This is a genomic window from Halomonas sp. NPDC076908 (assembly GCF_050269715.1).
Taxonomy (GTDB): Bacteria; Pseudomonadota; Gammaproteobacteria; order Pseudomonadales; family Halomonadaceae; genus Vreelandella.
In genome coordinates this window covers 1-21,019 of the sequence record NZ_JBNNIW010000049.1, presented here as the reverse complement: position 1 = coordinate 21,019, position 21,019 = coordinate 1, and the positions used below count along the sequence as shown (strand labels likewise).

Below are 21,019 nucleotides of genomic sequence, written 5' to 3'. Positions count from 1 at the left end.
TGGAAGCGGCTGTTGGTGTTGGTTTTTGGTGTAAGGCCCTGAAACGTTAACACTTTCAGCCGCTTTCTTTTATACCCCGTGAGAAATTCGGGCTAGGGCCTTTTCACCTTGTGTAAGGGTAATCATTCAAACCTCTTATTTATAATTTATAAACTCAACTAATAAAGTATATCTAGCAGCTCTTCTCGATCTAACCGACTCCTATTAATATTTTTTTGCTGCTAGGGCTTTGCCAGGAACAACCAGAACTAAATTTTAAGACTAATAATATTGAGAGGAAAATACCAAGGAAAAAACTATTTTTTTCTAACCAGCAGTATCAAATTCCGCATGATTTCGCATGACTCCCATGCACTCAAATCCCGCCTACAGCCTAGCAAACGCGGGTTTTGGCTAATTTGAAGGGGTGCATGAAGAACTGCCCCACAAGCGAACACCTCAGGCGGGTGGGGGACAACGCGCCGTAGGGTGCGGCGGCCTGGGGGGCATACCCCTTGGCAACCATCCCATATAGCCGCTATGTGCCGCTGTAAGCCTCGCTAATGCTTTAAAATGAGAAAGCCCCGCACAGGGTGGGGCTTTGGCTATACGCTGGCAAATGGCTGAGGTTAGGCTTGGGCGCTATCCAAGTCGTCCAGGCTCGGAACATACTCCATTTGCGCTGGAGCAGCGCGCAGCGGTGCCGGGTTGTGGGTTTGGTGCTGGTGTCGATGATGTGCCACTGGGCGTCGTTCCGACGCCTTCCGCGGGTGCCTCGAAAGGCTCGCTGAACTCGCCTTCTCGTTACCACGCGCTACGGTTTGTGCATGCATCGGATTTTGTGGCGCAGTTCATCTCGCCAGTGTTTTCAGCGCTACCTATTCGGAAAAGCGAAGCAGGCTATTGGCATCTTCGAATGGGGAATATATGCCATTCTGTATACCACTTGCAGATGATTTTGAAAGGAATCTTGAGGAACAGTGAGGAGCTAAAAAATGGAGTCTTTCAGAGTGTTACACATATTTTCTGGCTTAGTCAGGCCTTCTCAAAACAGCCCGTTGGCGTCCCTGGCAGGAGTCGAACCTGCGACCTGCCGCTTAGGAGGCGGCTGCTCTATCCTACTGAGCTACAGGGACTTAGGCGCGGCCTAAATCTTGCGGGCGCGTAGTATAACGCGTCCGCTTGGGTAGGGCCAACCGGGTTGCTTACTTTTGGATTAGCGCTTAGATCCAACCGAGTAAGCGAAGCGCGAAGATGCCCAGCGTGACGGTAATGCTGGCCATCAGGGTGGTGATCGCGATGATATTGGCCGCTAGCGCTACGTTGCCGCCTATCGCTTTCACCATCACAAAACTTGCCGCGGCTGAAGGGCTGGCAAAGAACAGGAACAGCAAGCCCAATTGAGCGCCTGAAAACCCCACTAGCCAAGCAGCGGCGGTGGAGATAGCGGGCAGCACGACCATCTTCATCCAGCTGGCGCTTAACGCTACTTTACTGCTGTCACGCATACTAGAGACAGAAAGCGTTGCGCCAATACATATCAGCGCCAACGGCAACGTCAGGGAAGCAAAGTAATCCCCAGAGGTAATCAGCCAGCTTGGCAGTGGGATTGAAAGTGTGGTGAACGGCAGTGCGACAAATACTGAAAGAATCAGCGGGTTCTTGGCGACATGTTTAAGCAAACTCCGCCAATCGGTTGACTGACCAGGCTGGTAAAAGGCCAGTATTACCACCGAAAGCGCGTTATACATGACGATCACCACGCCTAACAGCAGGCTTCCCGCCGAAAGGCCGTAGTTACCATACATGCCAGCGGCTAGTGCCAGCCCTACGACCCCACAATTACCCCGAAAGGCGCCTTGCACATAGATGCCGCGATCTTTACGTTCAACTCGATAGTGCGCCCAAGCCCAGCTAAGCAGAAACTGGCTCAACGTAGCGGCCGCAAAAAACAGCATCAGCGATACATCTAAGGCAACGCTCAAATCGGCCTTGATCAAGCTGAGGAAAATAAGTGTGGGCAGTGTTGCTTTGAAAACTAAGGCGGAGGCAGTAGATACAAAGGCACTATCGATCCATCTCAACCGCTTTAGCCCCAGGCCAACAAACACCATCGCGAAAACTGGCAGCGTGACATCCAGCGTGCGGGCAAACAGTTCAAGTAGGTTCACTTATGTATCTCTTTCTGACTGGATTAAAACAACAAGTTCAGCATCTGCTTATACTCTACTGCTGGACGAGATTTGTCGACTCATGTTGACGAGAGTGAACAGTCAATTAATCGCATGAGTAAAAACTTAATTAAACCCCTTTGGAAAGTATTACGGGGAGTCAAATAGCGCCACCTCACCATTATTTGTAGGGGGAATATTCACTACCACCCCATCACGCCCCTTATCTTTCGCTTCGTAACTACCGGCATCTGCGCGTGCCAATACGTCATCCACATGGGAATCGAGTTCATTGAATGTCGTAACACCAATACTCAGGGTGACCGTATACTTCTTGTCTTGATGGGTAACAGAGACATCCCCCACCGCAAGACGCAATGATTCAGCAATTTTGCGTGCCTGTGAAAGGGTACAGCTGGGCAGCAAGACACCAAACTCGTCGCCACCTTGGCGGGCCACATGGTCACTGCGGCGCACCTCCCATGCAACCACCTGAGCAATACGGCGCAACATCTCGTCGCCCAGCGCATGGCCGCCCTCGTCATTAATGGGCTTAAAGTGATCCAGGTCGAATAGCAAAAGCGCTGAAGGTGTACTGGTTTTCTGAAAATCAGCAAACGCCTCCTCTAAACGGCGCTCAAAGCCACGACGATTCAGCAGGCCGGTAAGAGGGTCGTGCTCCGCTTCCCAGCGCTGAATCGCCTCCTGCTGACGGCGCTCCGTAATGTCCTTAACAACGCCGACTAAACCAAGGGTAAGCCCATCCTGAGAAATCATGACCACCCGGGCATGTAAATCCAGCCACAGCAGCTCCTCATCGCTGCGTAGGAAGCGCAGTTGGCGAATAAAATCGCTGCCAGTGCGCAGGCTGTGGAGCCACATATCTCTGGCCCCAGCGCTGTCATCCGCATGTATCTGCTTAAGCCAAGTCGCCATGGGCACGTCAGCGGAGATCCCCAGCATCTCCAGTAGCGCTGGGTTCATATAGGTAATATCGCCTTTGATATTAGCGACGAACATGCCTTGTGGGACTGCGTTGAGCACCGAGTCAAGAAACGCCTCACGCTCTTGAAGGTGGCCCAGCAGTTCCTGACGCTCCTCTTCGACGCGGTTAAAGGTGCCCGCCACTTGCTGTAGTTCTTGCATATTAGTGGCAAGGCTCACGTTTTCGCGCTGCCCCAACCCAACCTCGCCAATCTGCTTTTCCAGGTGCTTAAGCGGTGCCAGTTCTCGACCGATCATCCACCACAGCACAGGCAACATCAGCAGGGCTAGCGAGGCCCATAACCACCAAAGTTTTTGAATAAAGTTTGTGAGCGGGAGTTGCGCTTGCTCAATAGGCAGATAAAGACCAACGATCCAACTGGCTGGCCAAACCTGTGCATAAGATTGTAATGCGGTTTGCCCATCTAAGAGTTTGCCTACCCCATCCCCTTCCCAACCATCCAATGCCAAATCAAGCCAGGGATTAAAATCTTTACTAGGGACGGAGGAATTAATTAATGAGCCATCTGGATGGTATAAAACTTTGCCTGATGCGCTGGCCACCCCCGCATAACCTTTAGCGCCCAAGCGCACCTTGGCTAAGCGGTTGAACAGCCCCCCAGCATCAAGGCTGATAATACCGCCGACAAACCCAGCAAACTCACCCTCTTCAGTAAGTCTTGGCACGCTGATCAACACCGCAGGCAACCCACTAGCTCGCCCTATAAAGGGCTCGCTCACATAGGGCTGACGTGTACCGCGCAGCATCTGAAAGTATTCCAGCTCCGCCGTTTCCAGTCCCACCCGGCCTACAATTGCAGGCCAATCGGCGATTATTCTGCCGTCCCCATTAGCGACCACGATGCCCTCAAACCACGCTAGCAGGCCATCGTTCTGACGCAACTGATAGCTGATCCAATCAGTGTCATCGCTGACACCTAACATTACCTGCAATCGCCCTAATGCTTGAAAGCGATCCTCTACCTGCTGAGTGACTTCATCTGCCAACAGAGTCGCCGTGTAGCGTAGGTGAGCCATATTGGTTTCATGCACCATTTTTTTACCAAGGTGCCACGACGTGCCCAACACCAGCGTCACCACCAAAAGCCAGATAAGCGCAAGCCCCAGCAGTAGCCGACCTTTTAATGAGCGGGAAAGGAACATCTTCAGCGGGAAAGCCAAACGCACTTGGCGACCTTGTTTCGCATTTATATCCACTTGCTGTGATTAGGTGGCCATTATTACTCAACCCTTTTCCACAACCAATTTACCAAATAACTCATCTGATAAGCGTTGATACACATCAACTATTGATGGGTGTTAAAAACGCTTTAATTATGGGTGATCTAAGCTATCCGCCTCACTACTCATTCAGGCAGATGAATTGATAACCCTCGCCATTTCACGTATGTTCGCCCGCCTACCCTCTGTCCTGTTACATTACTGCGGCCTTACTTATGGCGAAACGAACGGCAGGTTACACATCCTCAGGTATTCGCAAGGCGGCTGCCCTCCCCGCGCTGCTGCCCGAATTTAATCGTTTCGAAGCCATTCGCCCTCTAAAGCATAAACCTGATGCGGTGATTGGTTGGGGGCTAAAACCCACCAGCGTACGGGCCAGGCAGTATGCCAAACGCCATCAGCTTCCTTATATCGCATTAGAAGATGGTTTTATACGTTCATTAGGCTTAGGTGTGAAAGGGTTTCAATCGCATAGCTTAGTGGTCGATCAAACCGGCATTTACTACGACGCATCGCGTCCTTCTGATTTAGAAAACTGGCTCAACACGGCCACCTTCGATAGCGAAGAGCTACACCAGGCAGAGCGCTGCATGGCGTTAATTGCCCGTTACCGCTTGTCTAAATATAACCATGCGCCAGACCAGCCTCTTAAAGTTTCCCGTCAGGCGCGGGTATTAGTAGTGGATCAAACGGCGGGAGATGCGTCTATTCATTACGGGGGGGCTCAGGCAGAAAGCTTTCAGCAGATGCTTGATGCGGCATTAAAGGCGCACCCGGAAAGTGATGTGCTAGTCAAAGTTCATCCCGACGTCATTGCGGGTAAAAAGCGCGGGCACTTACTTAACGCAGCCGACCATTCGCGCTGCCATCTACTTGGGGAAGACGTAAATCCGTGGGCGCTGTTTGACCAGGTCGAACACGTATATGTAGTGACCAGCCAGCTAGGCTTTGAAGCGCTGCTAGCGGGTAAGCAAGTCCACTGCTTTGGTATTCCGTTTTACGCTGGCTGGGGGCTCACGCATGACCAACTACCCTGCGTGCGCCGCCGCACTAAGCGCACGCTAGCGGAAGTGTTTGTGGCCGCCTATTTGCGCTACTGCCGCTACGCTAATCCCTATACGCAGCAATCCGCTACGTTGGAAGAGACCATCGCCTTAATCGCCGATCAAAGGCGTCAGCAGGAGCGTTACCGCGGCCCATGGCTGGCGTGTGGCTTTTCCTCATGGAAGCGTCGCTTTATCGGCAGCTTTTTAGGCAACGCCGCGCGCGTGGAATATCAACCAATGCTGCCTAACACGGTTGCCAGCGAGCCTTCGCCTACACGGCTGTTGGTCTGGTCAAGCCGTATTAATGACGCGTTTAAAATTCAGCACGCCCAGCACATGGCCAAGCTATGGCGCATGGAGGATGGGTTTATTCGCTCGGTAGGGCTAGGCGTTGATCTTACCCAGCCGCTGTCGCTGGTGATCGATTCACAGGGCATCTATTACGACCCCAGCCAGCCCAGCGATTTGGAAACACTGCTCAATAGCACTCAATTTAGCGATGACCTCCTGCTGCGTGCCCAGCACTTACGTGAACGGCTCGTTGCGCTCAAACTCTCAAAGTACAACGTGCAGGGCCAAGCTGAGATCTCGTTGCCCAAAGATCGTTATACGATTTTGGTGCCCGGTCAGGTAGAGAGCGATGCTTCAATCGCCACCGGCTCGCCGAAGATTAATACCAATAGCGGGCTACTAAGCGCAGTGCGTGATGCCCACCCAGATGCCTTTATTGTCTACAAAGCCCACCCCGATGTATTAAGCGGTGCCCGCGTGGGGGCACTCGATACCAATGCCAAACGCCTGTATGATCTAGATGCCAGCGACATTGATATCGCCACGCTGCTAGAGCGGGTAGATGCCGTCCATACGATGAGCTCCTTAACCGGATTTGAAGCACTTTTGCGTCAACGCGAAGTAAGTACTTATGGCTTGCCGTTTTATGCAGGCTGGGGCTTAACGCAAGACGCGCTTAGTTGCCCACGCCGTACGCGCTCGCTTTCGTTGGATGCACTAGTTGCCGGTACGCTGATTCTCTACCCCGGCTATGTAGAACCAAAGACCCGTCAGCTATGTAATGCTGAAACGGTCATCAGCCTGTTGGAACGGGCAAGAACACAAAAATCTACCCTTACATGGAAACAGCACATTTACCGCTGTTATCGTAACTTGTTGATCGGAAGGCATTGAGTTGGACCCACCGAAGCGTGCATTCTTATTTTTACAGGGCGTTTGCTCACCGTTTTATCAGCGCTTAGCCAAGCGTTTGGTCAACGATGGCCACCGTGTGGTCAAGGTCAATTTCAATGCAGGTGATATTGCCTACTGGCAACGCACCCATGGCGAAAGCCATCTCTTCCGTGGCACCACGGCAGAGCTGCCCGGCTACATCAAAACCCTGTGGCAGCAGTATTCGATTACCGACCAAGTGGTGTTCGGTGACCGACGTCCCATTCATCGACCAGCGGTAGACAATGCCACTGCGGCTGGCGTACGTACCCATGTGTTTGAAGAGGGGTACTTTCGCCCCTTCTGGATTACCCTAGAGCGCGAAGGCGTCAATGGCCACTCGCTACTCCCACGCGACCCCAATTGGTTTTTCGAGACCGGCAAAGCGCTGCCCGAGCCGCCTGCTCCAGTGCGCTTTCGCTCCTCGTTTAAAATTCGCGCAATGCACGATGTTGGCTACCACTTAGCAGGGCTTGCCAATCCGCTTGTGGCGCCACACTACCGCAATCATGCGCCGATTACCGCACCGGTGGAGTACGCGGGCTATATTAAGCGTTTTAGCCAATTAAAATTCTGGAAAAAGCGCGATGCCGAACGCATCAAAGCGCTGATCGAAAGCGGCAAACCCTATTTTATTCTGCCGCTGCAGTTAAATAGCGATGCGCAAATTCGTGATCACTCCCCCTATGCCAATATGCAGGAAGTGATGGACGACGTGATGGCATCATTTGCCCAACACGCGCCCAGCGATACCCAGCTGTGTATTAAAAATCACCCGCTGGATATGGGACTGGTCAATTACCCTAACATCATCAAACAGCTTGAAGAGCGCCACGGCCTGCAAGGGCGAATTGTCTATTTGGAATCTGGAGATCTCAACATCCTACTTAAGCATGCCAAGGGCAATGTGACGGTGAATAGTACGGTAGGCATCGTATCGCTTGAGAAAAACTGCCCGACTTACGCACTTAGCGACCCGATTTACAACCTGGATGGGCTTACCTACCAGGGTAGCTTAGCGGATTTTTGGCAACAGCCAGCACCGCCAAGCAGCAAGCTCTTTGGCTACTTCCAAAAAACCGTTATGCATGCGGTACAGGTTAACGGCGGCTACTACTGCCAGCCGGGTATCGATTTAGCCGTCGACAACGCCGCCCGCATATTAGAAGCCTGTCCGTCACCGCTGGAGAAGCTGCTGTGAGCCAACCTCAACCCTCTCGCTGCGTGCTGATTACCGGTGCTACCGGCGCGATTGGCGGCGCTCTGGCCCACGCCTATGCCGCGCCCGGCACGCTGCTTATTCTTCACGGGCGTCAACAGGATAAATTAGACGCGCTCGCGCAGAATTGCCGCCAGCAAGGCGCCCAGGTGACGCTCTCGACAATCGACCTAACGAATGACCAAGCACTGCAAGCGTGGCTAGCTGATGTTTGTGCCCAGCAGGTACCGGATATTGTGATTGCCAATGCGGGGAAAAACACCCACCCCCAAGCCCCCCAGGTTCTAGAGCCTTGGGCGGATGTGCAGGCGTTACTAGATATAAACCTGAAAACGCCCATCGCCATGGCACAGCATTTAGTGCCCGTCATGCAAGCACGGGGCAGCGGCCAACTGGTATTGATAAGTTCGCTTGCCGCATGGCACGGCCTACCCACTACGCCCAGTTACAGTGCCAGCAAAGCAGGCATCAAAGCCTACGGCGAAGGATTACGCGGGCTGCTTGCCCCCTATGGCATTGGGGTGACGGTGGTGATGCCTGGCTACGTTACCTCGCCTATGTGCGAAGCGATGCCCGGCCCCAAGCCCTGGGAGTGGCCGCCGGAGCGCGCCGCGAAAGTCATTAAGCGCGGCATTACCGCCAACCGTGCGCGAGTGAGCTTCCCCTTTCCGCTTAATTTCGGCACCTGGTGGCTAGCGGTGCTGCCCGCCGGGGTGTCGCAATGGCTAATCAAGCGACTGGGCTTTAATCACTCTGAAGATACGCCCCATGATTAGCGCTCTGATGTGGCCACTGCTCATAGGGCTACTGATCAGCGGTGTGTTTGAAGCCCTGCTCAACCCACGGCCACGCCCATTCTGGCAGCGTGGATGGGCAGCGAATGGTGTGCACCTTGGCACCTGGCTACTGCTATCAGGCGTGTTGGTGTTGCTACTTCAGCGGCCCTGGTTTGCGGCGATGGTGCTTCTGTCGTTACAACTGGTCGTGGTGCAGTCCAGCAACACCAAATCGCACACCCTAAACGAACCGTTTATCTGCCACGACTTTGAATACTTCTGGGATGCCATACTGCATCCACGTTTATACGTGCCCTTTTTCGGCATTGGCTTAGCCATTGCCGCCAGCAGCGCTGCCACCGTGGCCATTGGCGCGTTCTTCTACTGGGAAACGTCATTAGTTACTAGCGAAGGCGCTAGCCTCTTTCTAATCAGTACGTTTGAGATCATTGCAATGGGGGTCGTGTTGCTCTCATTCAGCATTCCCAAGCTGCCAACCATTACGTTGCAACCTATTCAAGACCTACAGCGCTTAGGGCTGTTCGCCAGCTTATGGGCATACGGCATAGCGCTAGTGCGCTCACCAATTCCAACCCCTGAGCAGTCGCCTTTTCATGAGTTAACTGAAATAGCCAAAGCCCACCAAGGTGACGAAACACTGCCTAACGTAGTGTTGGTACAGAGTGAATCGTTTTTCGACCCCCGCCCCTGGTGTAAAGACATTGATACCAATTTACTACACCATTATGACAACACCCGAACCAATGCCATACTACAGGGTACGCTCAATGTGCCCGCCTGGGGGGCCAACACCGTACGCACTGAATGCGCCGTATTAACGGGCATTGCCCCGGCGCAGTGGGGAGCCCGCCAGTTCAACCCATACCGCACCCTTTCACGCCACCCGCTGCCCAGTTTGGCAAGTGCTTTTAAAGCCGCGGGCTACCGGACAGTATGTGTGCACCCGTACCTGGCGAGCTTCTATTTTCGTCACAAAGTGATGCCCCAACTTGGCTTTGACCACTTTATAGATATCAACGGCTTCGAGAGCAGCGACAAAACCGGCCAATACATTAGCGATCTTGCAGTGGCACGAAAGATTGGACGCCTGCTTGAAGATGACGATAATAGGCCGCTATTTGTATTTGCGATCACCATGGAAAATCACGGCCCGCTGCATTTGGAAGCACCGAGCCAATCACGTTTAGCCGCCACGCTGCCGAATGCCGCCTGGCCCTTGGCGGATCATTTATGTGATCTTGCGGTCTATTTGCACCATTTAGGTGAATCCGACAAGATGTTGGCAAGCGTAAAGGAAACGCTGGATATAGCAGATAGGCCGGGATTGCTAGGTTGGTATGGGGACCATGTGCCGATTTTACCAGCCGCGTATGCACACTTTACGCCGCCAGATGGACGCACCCCTTACATGATATGGTCAACGCAGGCAGGGGCAGGAGTGAGCGAACATTCGGCAGAAGCCAGTGCTGCTCATGAATTAGCCGCAAACGAACTTGGTGTCCAGTTGTTTAAACAGGTGTTTGGACACGCTTTAAATAGCGATATGATCAAGGCAGAACCAGAACCTCAGGAGCAAGAATGACTAAACGCGTTGCCATTATCGGCGCCGCCCATCGTTTCCCCGGCACCACCCCTGAAACGTTCTGGCAGGACCTGCAAGCCGAAAAAGATTTAGTCACTGAAGTGGCCGCTGACCGCTGGAGCCACGAAGCTTATCAGCACCCAGACAAACGCCACCCAGGCACCAGCGTGACCTTTGCAGCTGGAAGTTTGGGCGATATCAGCGGTTTTGACGCTGATTTTTTTGGCATTTCGCCTCGCGAAGCGGCCAATATGGACCCCCAGCAGCGCATGCTCTTAGAGCTCGCCTGGGAGGCGATGGAAGATGCCAGCATTCTGCCCAGCACCCTGCGTGGTAGCCAGTGCGGGGTGTTTTTAGGCGTTGCCAGCCTGGACTACTCCTACCGCATGGCAGATGACATGGCGGCCATTGACGCCTCCACCGCCACGGGCAATACCTCCAGCATCGCCTCGAATCGATTGTCTTACGTATTCGACCTACACGGCCCCAGCATGTCGCTGGATACCGCCTGTTCGTCCTCCATGGTGGCCTTTCACCAAGCCTGCCAATCGATTCGCAGCGGTGAAACCACCATGGCGCTAGCGGGTGGCATTAGCCTGCACCTGCACCCCTACGGCTTTATTATCTTCTCCAAAGCCAGCATGCTCTCGCCCACGGGCCGCTGCCAAGTGTTCGATGAGGGCGGTAACGGCTACGTGCGTTCGGAAGGTGCTGGCCTGTTCCTGCTTAAAGATTACGATCTCGCCGTCGCGGATGGCGACAATATTATCGCCGTCGTGGCAGGCTCTGCAGTGAATACCGATGGTCATAAATCAGGGCTAACGGTACCCAACCCCAGCGCCCAAATTGACCTGATGAAGCGAGCCTATCAGCAAGCGGGTATTGAGCCGGATGAGATCGATTACCTGGAAGCCCACGGCACCGGCACTGCCGTTGGCGACCCAATTGAATCCCGCGCCATCGGTGAAGCCCTCGGCCAGCATCGTAAAACACCGTTATTGATTGGCTCGGTAAAAAGCAACCTAGGCCACCTGGAAACCGCCTCTGGGGTGGCTGGGCTTGCCAAAGCGCTTTACAGCATTAAGCACCGCGAAGTACCTGCCACTATTGGTATTCGCAAGCTCAATCCGCGCATCAAATTTGATGAGTGGAATATATCCGTGGTCACCAAAGCCCAACCGCTTAAAAAAGAGGGGCGCCTGATTATCGGCATTAACTCCTTCGGCTTTGGCGGGGCCAACGCCCACGTTATTTTAGAAAGCCCACCCGAGCGCGCCAAGCCCGAACCGCAAACTCTCGATGCGCCGCTGCCGATTCGCCTCAGTGCACGCAGTGAAGCCGCGCTTACCCAAAGTGCCGAAACACTTGCGGCGTATCTGCGTGATACTAACGACACGAACTTTTACGATATCGCCCATACACTGTTCACTCATCGTGACCAGCACACCCATGGCGCGCTGTTGTTTGCCCAAACACCCGAAGAAGCTGCCACGCTGCTTAGCGAGCTTGCAGCGGGGGAAACGAAAAGCGTCACTACCCTTGAGCGCTTGCCCAAGGCCACAGGCCCGGTGTTTGTTTACGATGGCAACGGCTGCCAGTGGGAAACCATGGGCAGCGACCTGCTCAACGATTCATCGATATTCGCCGAAGCCATTGACCGGGTAGACGCCATTTTCCAGCAGCACGGCGACTTCTCGCTGCGTGCCGAACTGGAAGGTCGCAATGCTGATCAAAGCGTTGAAAACCGCTTTGCACTGACCGAGATTGCCCAGCCTGCCCTATTTGCACTGCAAGTGGCGTTAACAGAGTGGCTGCGTGCGCAAGGTATTACGCCCACGGCCGTGTTTGGTCATAGTGTGGGTGAAGTTGCCGCTGCCTGGGCCAGCGGCGCGTTAAGCCTGGAAGACGCGGTCAAGGTGATTTACTACCGCAGCGACTATCAGGGTAAAACCCGTGGCCAAGGCGAAATGACCGCCGTGGCGACAAGTGCCGATGAGATCGCCGAGTGGCTCGAAAAACCCGAATTCGATCAGGTCTGCCTGGCGGGCATTAATAGCCCCAAAGGGATTACCTTGGCGGGAGACAGCCAACAGCTGGGGGCGTTAGAAGCGGCACTGAGCAATCTGGATATCTTTGCCAAACGCCTGCCGCTGGATTACGCCTTCCACAGCCCCGCCATGGACAGTATTGAAACGGGCGTTATCAACGCCCTGGCCGATATTACCCCGCGTGCCACGCAAGTGCCCTACTACTCTACCGTGACCGGCACGCTGGTTGACGGTCTTGAGTTAGACGCTACCTATTGGTGGAAAAACATCCGTGAGCCGGTGCTGTTTGACACCGCCGCCAGCGCGTTGATTGAGCAAGGCAACAATATATTTATTGAGATTGGTGCCCATCCCATTTTGCGCCGCTATCTTAATGAGTCGCTTCGCCAGCTAGATCAAGCAGGCCTGGTATTTGGCACGATTGAGCGTCATAAACCTGGCCTGGAAGGGTTACAGCGCTGCCTTAGCCAGTTATTGCTAAGCGGCCTTACGCTGGATAACCGCCGGTTCTTCCCGATTGAAGGCCAGCGCGTGCCACTGCCGCGCTATACCTGGCAGCGTAGCCACCACTGGGTGCATGGCACAAATGACAGCCAAGGTCTGCTTTCGCGCTACTATCAGCATCCGCTGCTGGGCTACCCGTTGGCGCAACACGAACACACCTGGGAAAGCCAGCTTGATACCCAGCGCCAGCCTTGGCTTGCCGGCCATGTGGTCGGTGAAGGTGCGGTTTTCCCCGGAGCGGGTTTTGTAGAACTGACCCTAGCGGCGGCGGTGCAGTTAAAAGATAGCCCACTGTTGGATATCGAAGAGCTGGAAATTCGTGCGCCGCTACTGCTCGATGGCCCCCATGGCCGTGCCATGCGACTTACCTTCGCGCCGGAAGATGGCCGCCTGGAGATTCACTCCCGCGAGCCAGCCACCGGCAGCGAATGGCAACTCAATGCCGTGGCCCGCACCATGCGCGAAAGCCGTGGTTTCCTGCTTAAGCGTAAGGCGCCTGCCACCCCGAATCGCGCGCCGGACTACACGCTGGAAGACCACCTGCAAATGGCAGAGCGGATTGGCCTGCACTACGGGCCAGCCTTCCAGGCGATTTCACGCGGTTGGATTGAAGGCGATACGGTGATTGGCGAAATCACTTTGTCGGAAGACGTGCAGGCGCAGCTTGCGTCGCTGCACGTTCACCCCGGCATTCTGGATAGCGCCTTCCAGATGTTTATTCCGCTGCTCGCCCAACACAGTGAATTTGCCGCACAGCTCGCCTTTGTGCCGGTGCGCGTTGGGCGTATTCAGGTCAATACCCAAGCAGGCGTGCCGGTGCTAGCACGCGCGGTGATGGGCAAGCGTGCGCCGCACTCCTTCACCGCTGATTTTGAGCTATTTGATGCCGCCGGTAACGCCGTAGCGGTGTTGAGCCAAACTCGCTTTAAAGCAATTCGTTTAAACCGTGCTCACCATCAGCATTTCAGCTACTTAGATGTCGAGTTGACCCCGGCACCGCTTCAGGTTGAACCCCTGGCACTGCCCGCCGCGGCACTTGCCCAACTGGCGAATATTGCCAGCGTGTATGCAGAGCACACCGGCCAACGGTACGGTAATGAAGTCGCTCCGCTGCTCGACAGCCTCAGCGAAGCCTTTGCCCAGCAGGGAGCAGACGACGCTGCCGATGAATCCCAGCACTCGCCGGACGTTATCTGGCAACTGCTGGTTCAAGAGTACCCCGACTACTTTGCCCCCATTCATTTAGTGGGTCGTTTAGGGCTGCATCAACAGGCGCTACGCAGCGGGAGCAGCGATTTAGCAGCGCTGGGTATTCATCATGACCACCTCGCCCGCCTGAACCGGGTACTGGTAGGCGAAAGTGGCTGGCAAGCCTTGGCTGGCGAGCTAGGCCAGTTAATGGATTCATTACTCGCCGAACTACCTGCAGGGCAACGGCTGCAACTTTTGGAAGCAGGCCCCAGTGCACCCGCCCTAGGCGAGCGCCTGTTAGAGCGTATTGCTCACGGCCCTGCGAGCAACCGTGACCTTAGCCATTATCGGGTGATCACCACCCACGACAGCGCGCGCCACCAAGCGGAGCAGTTGCAAGAGCGCTACCCGCTAATGGATGTGCAGCATATTGACCAGCAAGAACCGGCCCCTTTAGCCGCTCCGACGGATGCTGAAAAAGCGCAGTTAGCGTTTATTAGCGTCGATGTCACGCAACCCAGCGTCACGCGCCAACTGATCGAGGCACTGCCAAGGCAGCTCGCCCCAGGCGCCCAGCTCATGCTGGTCGGTATTGCGCCTAGCCGCTGGCTAGATGACGTTCTGGCCATACCAGGCATCGACCAAACGGCACTAGAGCAAGACACGCTAATTAGCTGGTTGAACAATCAAGGTTTTGTGGTTTCTGCGCCGATGGCGCTGGAAGAGAGCGATAGCGGTGCCTACTTACTGCATGCTCATTACCCGATGGATACAGCCGCAACAGTCTCAACTGCTTCGTTGCGGTGTCATCTGGTCGTCGCGGATCACAGCAGCGAAGCGCTTGCCGCTAACCTGGCTGAGGCACTGCAATCACTAGGCACGTCAGCGTTGATCAGCGTTAGCCAACATGCCCCTGCCGAACTGTTGGCTCACGCACTGACTCAGCCAGCGCTCGCCGATCACGCTGAGCAAACGCTCAATGTGATTGATTTGCGTGGCCTGGGCGCTAGCGACACCGCAGACCAAACTGCCCGCTGTGAGTACGCTCGTCAATGGACGCTGGCGTTAGAGCAACAGTCGCTAACCGCATCACTATGGCTCGTCACTCATGGCCTAAGTACGCTCTGGCAAACCTCGTCTGCTATCAGTGCAAGCCATGCACCGGGTGACGCCCCTGGCGATGCCGCGCTATGGGGCTTTGGCCGCTCGCTGGCGAACGAAGCCGTGGGCCATGACGTCTACTTACTGGATATACCGGCAGCGATCAGCGAACCCGCGCTTCACGCCTGGGCGATGCTGCTTGCCCATCCGGATAGCGAAAACGAAGCGCTGATCGATCATCAAGGCCACCGTTTTGCTACGCGGCTGCGCGCACTACCAGCACCACACCCGGAAGCCGAAGCGCAAGCCACTCAGCCACGGCAAGCGATGACACTGGGCTTTGCCATGCCCGGCCAGTTGCGCCAACTAGCCTGGCGGCCACGCCCGCTGCCGGAAGCCGGTGTTGATGAGCTGGAAATCAGCGTTAAAGCCACCGGGCTTAACTTTCGCGATGTGATGTACACCCTTGGGCTGCTCTCCGATGAAGCGATTGAGAACGGCTTTGCCGGGCCAACCCTAGGCCTAGAGTTTGCAGGCGTGGTAGAAGCCGTGGGCAGTAACGTTACCCATCTAACGCCTGGGCAAGCCGTGGTTGGCTTTGGGCCAGCTAGCTTCAGCGATAAAGTGATCGCTAGCCAGCATGCCGTCGCGCCACTGCCAGAAGGTATTAGCTTTGCCGCAGCGGCCACCATTCCCACCACCTTCTTTACGGTTTACTACGCGCTTAAGCACCTTGCGCGGGTAGAGCCAGGCGAGAAAGTGCTGATTCACGGTGCAGCAGGCGGCGTAGGCATTGCCGCGCTGCAAATTGCCCAATGGCTAGGCGCAGAAATTTACGCCACGGTGGGCTCTGAAGAGAAGCGCGACTTCCTACGCCTCATGGGCATCGAGCGGCTGTATGACTCCCGCTCGCTCACCTTCGCTGAAGAGATTCTTGAAGACACCAATGGCGAAGGCGTCGATGTGGTGCTTAACTCGCTGGCTGGGGAAGCGATCAATCAGAACCTGCGCGCCCTGCGCCCGTTCGGCCGCTTCCTGGAACTGGGTAAACGCGACTTCTACGAAAATACCCATATTGGTCTGCGTCCGTTCCGTAACAACTTAAGCTACTTCGGTATCGACTCCGACCAGCTAATGAAGGTACAGCCTGCCCTCACCCAACGCCTGTTTGGCGAAATGATGGCGCTGTTTAACGATGGCACTCTAAGTCCGCTACCGTTTACCTCCTTTAGCCACAGCCAGGTGATCGATGCCTTCCGCTATATGCAGCAGGCGCGTCAGATCGGCAAAGTAGTAGTGACCTATGAACAGCCCATTGCAGCGCCTAAAAACGACGTACTGGGTTCAGCAGTCATGCAATTATCCGCGGAAGCCAGCTATTTGGTCACCGGCGGCCTCGGTGGTTTTGGCTTAAAAACCGCCCAGTGGCTGGTCGAAAAAGGCGCACGCCAGTTGGTTCTGCTGAGCCGTAGCGGCCCTGCCAGTGAAGAGGCCCAGGCAGCGATAGCGGCGTTTGAACAGCAAGGCGTTAAAGTGCTGGCTGTAGCCTGTGATATCACTGACCGCGCCGCGCTGGCTGCGGTTCTGACGCGCGCCAACGCCGAACTCGCCCCGCTGCGTGGTATTGTCCACGCCGCCACGGTGATTGATGATAGTTTGATCCGTAACTTGGATGCCGAACGTATTCAGAAAGTGTTGGCACCCAAAATCGACGGTGCCCGTTACTTGGATGCGCTCACCCGGGATAGCGAGCTCGATTTCTTCGTGCTCTACTCCTCAGCGACCACGCTGTTTGGTAATCCTGGACAAGCGAACTACGTGGCCGCCAACCACTGGCTGGAAGCTTTTGCCGCCAACCGCCGCGCCACTGGCTTGCCTGCCACCTGCGTGCGTTGGGGCGCCATTGAAGATGTCGGCTTCCTGGCCCGTAACACTCGCACCCGGGATGCGCTGCAGGAGCGCCTGGGCGGTTCAGCGCTACGCTCGGATGACGCGCTCAACGTGCTCGAACAAATGCTGCTCACCCCTGGGCCAAGCCTGGGCGTGCTGGAGCTGGAGTGGCGCGCGCTTGCCCGCTTCCTGCCCACCGCTGAAGCACCGCGCTTTAACGAAATCGCCCGCGCCAGCGACGATGACAGCAGCGCCGATGCAGATGACGATATCAGCGCCCTGCTGGCCGACCTTTCGCCAGAAGAGCTACACAGCACAGTGACCGATTTGCTACGCGCTGAGCTGGCCAGCATTCTGCTGATTGATGAAGAGAAACTCGATATCCACCGCTCGGTCTACGATATGGGCTTTGACTCGCTGATGGGCGTCGAGCTAATGACCGCTATCGAGAACCGACTGGGCATTCAGGTGTCAGTGATGGTGCTTAGTGAGGCCTCAACGCTGGATAAACTAGCGGGCGTATTGATTCAAAAGATGCATCAACACGACAACGATGTTGAAGAAGCCCCGCAAGATGCGTTAGCCTCTTTGGCCGCTCAACATGGGACAGAGCAGAGTAGTTTAGAGAATAACTCCGCAGCCCCTGAGCGCGTCACCTCATCCACTGCCACCGAGACGCCATGACCGTAAAGCGTTCTGCCCTAAAACAGCAACTTTTGGAACAAGCACGCAAGCGCACAACGCCGCGTGTTGCCAATAACACGGTGGCGTCAGCCAATGGGCAAGGGGCGAATGAACAACGCCCCGTGCCTGAACGCTTTACGCGCTTTGATGCACAGCCTGGCTATCAGCAAATTGCCATGATGCGCCAGGCCGCTGACCAGTTAGGCTTGGTCGACCCGTTCTTTAAGGTGCACGAAGGCACCGCCGGGGCAACCAGCGTGATTAACGGCCAGACTTGCATCAACTTTGCCAGCTATAACTACCTCGGCTTCTCAGGCGACCCGCGTATTAACCAAGCCGCCTGCGATGCGGTGGCCCGTTATGGCACCTCGGTTTCCGCTAGCCGCGTGGTCTCCGGCGAACGACCCATTCATCAGGAATTGGAACAGGCGCTGGCTAAAGCGTACGACGTTGAAGACGCCGTGGTGTTTGTCAGCGGCCACGCCACCAACGTTTCCACGCTGGGTTACCTGCTTGGCCCTAAAGATTTAGTACTTCACGATGAGTATATTCACAACAGCTCGTTAGTCGGCGCGCAGCTTTCTGGCGCCAAGCGCATGTCGTTTAGTCACAACGACCCTGCAGCACTAGAAGCCCTGCTTGCCCGTCATCGGCATCAGTTTGAGCGCGTGCTGGTGGTGATCGAAGGGCTCTACAGCATGGACGGCGACATTCCTGATCTGCCGCTTTTTATCGAGCTTAAGCAGCGTTTTCAGACGTGGCTAATGGTCGATGAAGCACACTCGTTTGGAGTGATGGGTGAAACAGGCCTGGGGCTGCGCGAGTATTTTGATCTCGACCCGCGTGATGTGGATATCTGGATGGGCACCATGAGCAAAGCTATGGCGGGCTGCGGCGGCTATATTGCGGGCAGCAAACCGTTAGTGGCAACGCTACGCTATCTTGCGCCAGGTTTTCTGTATAGCGTAGGCATGCCCGCCCAAGTGGCCGCACCATCCCTTGCCGCCCTACAGCTCATGCAACAAGAGCCCGAGCGGGTACAGCGGCTGCATGCTATTTCGCGCTACTTCCTTGAACAGGCTACCGCTCGCGGATTAGATACTGGCAAAAGCATTGGAGCAGCCGTGGTGCCCGTCATCATCGGCAGCTCCGCGGCAGCCGCCCGGCTTTCTCATGGGCTGCTGGAACAGCACATTAACGTTCAGCCCATTTTGCACCCGGCAGTGCCCGAAAAAAGCGCACGGCTGCGATTCTTTTTGTCATGTGATCACACCCAAGCACATGTAGATCAAACATTAGATGCACTCGCTGCTCTCATTTAACCCGCGCCAGACCCAAGGATGATCGCATGGACATTTACAGCGACCAGAAAGGCATAACGCCCTCCTGGTACGTTATTCAATGCAAAGGTGGCGAATCTTTCCGTGCCGCCGAACATCTCACCAACCAGGGCTATGAGGTGTTTCATCCTGTGCTGGATGCCCAGCGCAAGCGTCAGGGCAAGCTAATCAAAGTGACCGAACCGCTATTCCCCTACTACCTCTTTATCCGGTTAGATCAAATCATCAGCAACTGGCGGCCCATTCGTTCAACACGTGGGGTGCTACGGCTGCTTACCTTTGGCGATAGGCCTGTTGCCGTGCCAGACCGTTTGGTGGAAGCATTACGTGAACAGCCAAATCGCCAAGAAGGCATCCATACTTACTTTTGCGCGGGCGACAAAGTCACCATTACCGATGGCCCTTTCAAAGACCTTGAAGCCATCTTCACCCGCTGCAAAGGCGAAGAGCGCGCGATCGTATTGCTCAACGTACTCAACCGGCCACAGCACCTGGACCTGCCCGTGGAAAGCCTGCAGAAAGTGTGAGTGGTGAGTGGTGAGTGGTGAGTGGTGAGTGGTGAGTGGTGAGTGGTGAGTGGTGAGTGGTGAGTGGTGAGTGGTGAGTGGTGAGTGGTGAGTGGATTATTTACTATTCCATACCTGTTTGGAAAAGAGTGGTATGTGATAATTAACAACATGACCATCACCGAATATTCTGCATGGAGGCACGGGTGGCAACCTATCGACGCGCGCATGTTCCTGGCGGCAGCTACTTTTTTACGGTCGTAACCTACGCACGACAACCCCTTCTCGCGGATCGCCTCAATATCGAAGCGTTAGGCCGCGCCTTCCGCAAAGTACGCGAAGAGCGCCCCTTCGTCATGGATGCATTTGTGCTACTCCCCGACCACCTCCACTGCCTATGGACCCTCCCCGAAGGCGACGCCGACTACTCTTCCCGTTGGCGGGATATCAAAAAATACGCCTCACAGGAATTTCTCTTCCCGCCCGGTACCCAAAGCGCCTGGCAGCGTGGGTTCTGGGAACACGTCATCCGCGATGAAAACGACTGGCAGCGCCATATGGATTACATCCACTACAACCCCGTCAAACACGGTTGGACCAAAGCACCCCGCGACTGGGAATGGTCCAGCTTCCACCAAAGCGTACAAAAAGGCTGGTACGAATCCGACTGGGGCACCCAACACCCACCCAACGTAGCCGAAATGAACTGGGAATAAGTCAAATATTCCCAAAACCCACCAAAATCAGGTGAATACACACGTAGCGCGTGGTAACGAATCTCGCGAGGTACGAGCGAATGAGGCACCCGCGGGAGGCGGCGGAACGACGCCCAACGGCACCGAACCAACCACGCCCGCCCAGGCCAACCCAGGCACCGCTCCGCGCTGCTCCCGCGGGTGCGCTTCGCTTACCACACGCTACTTGATCACGCCTGCATATAGAAAGGTGAACAAATGAATGACCGTGCCCCATGTAAAAACGGTGGATTCTCGGGTTCATCGTTTATGCTTATAAAACGATAAACGCACATACCGTAGCGCGTGGTAACGAATCTCGCGAGGCACGAGCGAATGAGGCACCCGCGGGAGGCGGCGGAACGACGCCCAAGGGCACCGAACCAACCACGCCTGCCCAGGCCCACCCCGGCACCGCTTCGCGCTGCTTCCGCGCCGGGCCGCCGCTGCGGGTGCGCCGTAGGCTTACCACGCGCTACGAAAACCCTATGAAATCACGTGAGTGCACACGTAGCGCGTGGTAACGCGGTATGTGAGAGGAACGAACATACAAGGCTCCCGCGGGAGGCGGCGGAACGACGCCCAAGGGCGCCGAACCAACCACGCCTGCCCAGGCCAACCCCGGCACCGCTTCGCGCTGCTCCCGCGGGTGCGCCGTAGGCTTACCACGCGCTACGAAAATCCTATGAAATCACGTGAGTGCACACGTAGCGCGTGGTAACGCGGTATGTGAGAGGAACGAACATACAAGGCTCCCGCGGGAGGCGGCGGAACGAC

The 21,019-nt window shown here is 55.5% G+C and carries 10 protein-coding genes and 1 tRNA gene; 8 read left to right on the top strand and 3 right to left on the bottom strand.

What is annotated here, in order from left to right:
• Positions 1-1,038 precede the first annotated feature (1,038 nt).
• From ACQKE4_RS18675 to ACQKE4_RS18665, 3 genes are all read right to left on the bottom strand, one after another.
• A tRNA-Arg gene (locus ACQKE4_RS18675) sits at positions 1,039-1,115 on the bottom strand.
• A gap of 87 nt (positions 1,116-1,202) precedes the next feature.
• Complete coding sequence (locus ACQKE4_RS18670; RefSeq protein ID WP_427389785.1) at positions 1,203-2,150, bottom strand: AEC family transporter; 948 nt, start codon at positions 2,148-2,150, stop codon at positions 1,203-1,205.
• Positions 2,151-2,300: 150 nt separating this feature from the next.
• The gene (locus ACQKE4_RS18665) at positions 2,301-4,298 is read right to left on the bottom strand and encodes a diguanylate cyclase (RefSeq protein ID WP_427389786.1); all 1,998 of its coding nucleotides are present in this window, start codon (positions 4,296-4,298) and stop codon (positions 2,301-2,303) included.
• Between the two features lie 293 nt (positions 4,299-4,591).
• Between ACQKE4_RS18665 and ACQKE4_RS18660 the strand changes: the two genes are divergently transcribed.
• From ACQKE4_RS18660 to ACQKE4_RS18625, 8 genes are all read left to right on the top strand, one after another.
• The gene (locus ACQKE4_RS18660) at positions 4,592-6,607 is read left to right on the top strand and encodes a capsular polysaccharide biosynthesis protein (protein ID WP_427389784.1); all 2,016 of its coding nucleotides are present in this window, start codon (positions 4,592-4,594) and stop codon (positions 6,605-6,607) included.
• A gap of 1 nt (position 6,608) precedes the next feature.
• Complete coding sequence (locus ACQKE4_RS18655; RefSeq protein WP_427389783.1) at positions 6,609-7,847, top strand: capsule biosynthesis protein; 1,239 nt, start codon at positions 6,609-6,611, stop codon at positions 7,845-7,847.
• The gene (locus tag ACQKE4_RS18650; RefSeq protein WP_427389782.1) at positions 7,844-8,641 is read left to right on the top strand and encodes an SDR family NAD(P)-dependent oxidoreductase; all 798 of its coding nucleotides are present in this window, start codon (positions 7,844-7,846) and stop codon (positions 8,639-8,641) included. Before ACQKE4_RS18655 ends, ACQKE4_RS18650 begins: the two co-directional genes overlap by 4 nt.
• Positions 8,634-10,244, top strand: coding sequence for a sulfatase-like hydrolase/transferase (locus ACQKE4_RS18645; RefSeq protein ID WP_427389781.1), 1,611 nt, complete (start codon positions 8,634-8,636; stop codon positions 10,242-10,244). Before ACQKE4_RS18650 ends, ACQKE4_RS18645 begins: the two co-directional genes overlap by 8 nt.
• A complete protein-coding gene (locus tag ACQKE4_RS18640) occupies positions 10,241-17,662 on the top strand; it encodes a type I polyketide synthase (protein ID WP_427389780.1) in 7,422 nt (2,473 codons plus the stop codon). Before ACQKE4_RS18645 ends, ACQKE4_RS18640 begins: the two co-directional genes overlap by 4 nt.
• On the top strand, positions 17,659-18,984 hold the full coding sequence (locus tag ACQKE4_RS18635) for an aminotransferase class I/II-fold pyridoxal phosphate-dependent enzyme (protein WP_427389779.1): 1,326 nt from the start codon (positions 17,659-17,661) through the stop codon (positions 18,982-18,984). Before ACQKE4_RS18640 ends, ACQKE4_RS18635 begins: the two co-directional genes overlap by 4 nt.
• Positions 18,985-19,010: 26 nt before the next feature.
• Positions 19,011-19,529 (top strand): transcription/translation regulatory transformer protein RfaH, encoded by a 519-nt coding sequence (rfaH, locus tag ACQKE4_RS18630; protein ID WP_427389778.1) that lies wholly within the window; start codon positions 19,011-19,013, stop codon positions 19,527-19,529.
• Between the two features lie 185 nt (positions 19,530-19,714).
• Positions 19,715-20,224 carry an REP-associated tyrosine transposase gene (locus ACQKE4_RS18625; RefSeq protein WP_427389777.1) on the top strand — a complete coding sequence of 170 codons (510 nt, stop codon included), beginning with the start codon at positions 19,715-19,717 and terminating at the stop codon, positions 20,222-20,224.
• Positions 20,225-21,019: the final 795 nt, after the last annotated feature.